Origin of the sequence: Prevotella sp. MGM1 (assembly GCF_002933775.1) — a bacterium.
Classification (GTDB): Bacteria; Bacteroidota; Bacteroidia; order Bacteroidales; family Bacteroidaceae; genus Prevotella.
Window position 1 is genome coordinate 1 of sequence record NZ_BEWV01000065.1, and the last position, 1,457, is coordinate 1,457.

Genomic DNA, 1,457 nt, shown 5'->3' on the forward strand with positions numbered 1-1,457 from the left:
GATTTAGATACTGTGATAAAATCCAAATCTTTTTGAGGAAAAATTGACCAATATCTGTATTTTTCTCAAAATGGCGTAAATTGCCATCTGATTCGCTACAATTATAAGTTACCCAAGACGCGTATTCGCTCTTGGGGGCGGTTTAGTCCGCCCCCGCCGCTCGGGCATCCCCTCCCAGAAGGAGAGAGGAATGTTTTTGTCGATAAAGTTGTAATTTTTCCCTGTCAAACGCTCGGTTTTGTGCAAAATTCAGCTTAAATTTGCGCATAGTTATGGAGGACGCATTCCGATATGGAATCGCCCATCCCGTGTAGGCCGAGTGTTATCACCGGCCTATTTTTTTATCTGTCAGTTTTTAGTGGAGTGTTCCGGGTCGTAAGGTTTCTTGGATTTGCAGACTGAATACATCAGAATCAGGAGTTTGCGCATGACGGCGACAAGGGCCACTTTCCCTGACGGATTGGATTTCTTAATCCGGTCATAGAACTCTCTCATCTTGGGATTGAAACGTATGGCAGACATCGCGCAGATGTAGAGCATGGATCGGATTGTCGAGTTTCCTTTCTTCGATATGTGGCGTTTTGGATCCTGCGGACCCGACTGACGGGCCACGACATCCAGACCGGCAAAAGAGACCACCTGCCGGTGATTGTTGAAGTTGGCGAAGCATCCGACCTCGGCAAGTATGGCGGCGGCAGTAGTCTGACCTATTCCCGGAATAGTAGTTGACAGTCTGACTGCTTCCTTGAATTGCTCGGATTTATCAATGAGATTCCGGATCTCGGTCTCGGCTTTGTATATGTTTTTATCAATATCATCAAGTGCGGCAGAGCATATCCTTACAGTCTTTTTGTCTGAGAAAGAGCTTACAGTAAGTGCTCCAAGCCGGTTCTTCAGCATCGTGCTGTGTTTTACCAGAGAGGTGCGCAGGCGGCACAATGACCGTATTGACGCAAACTGCTCATCCGGTGCCGCCCAATTCTTGAGCTTGCGATTCTCGCATCCGAGCATCGAGAGGATATAGGCATCGATTTTGTCGGTCTTAGTCTTGTATCCTTCGTATTTTGCGAAGTCCCTGACTCGGTTTGCTGGAACAACATGAACGGTCATCCCGAGTTTGGTAAGGTGCATTGCAAGAGCCTCGTAATATACACCTGTAGGCTCCATGACGAAACAAAGCGGATACCCTTTGAGGGACTCTTTACGCGTCCATCTGACGAACTGGTTGAATCCGTGCCTGTCATTGGTGAATTCTATCGGCGATGTGCTACATCCTTCTGCATCAAGCATGGACAGGCAGGCCATGAATGTCGATTTGGCGATATCTATACCCACGCACTGGCGGAAATAGACAGTTGGTTTAAATCTCGGTTGCATGTCAATTGGATTATTTGGTTATACAATCTGACTGTCAATAATCTTCGTCACCTTCACTCTTGGCAGAACTCAAGCTCGGT

1 protein-coding gene is annotated in these 1,457 nt (G+C 47.2%); it reads right to left on the reverse strand.

Annotated elements, in window-relative coordinates; translation table 11 throughout:
- Positions 1–348: 348 nt before the first annotated feature.
- Entirely contained in the window at positions 349–1,377 is a 1,029-nt protein-coding gene (locus tag MoGM_RS01880; protein WP_016272550.1) for an IS110 family transposase, read from the reverse strand.
- Between the last annotated feature and the right edge of the window lie 80 nt (positions 1,378–1,457).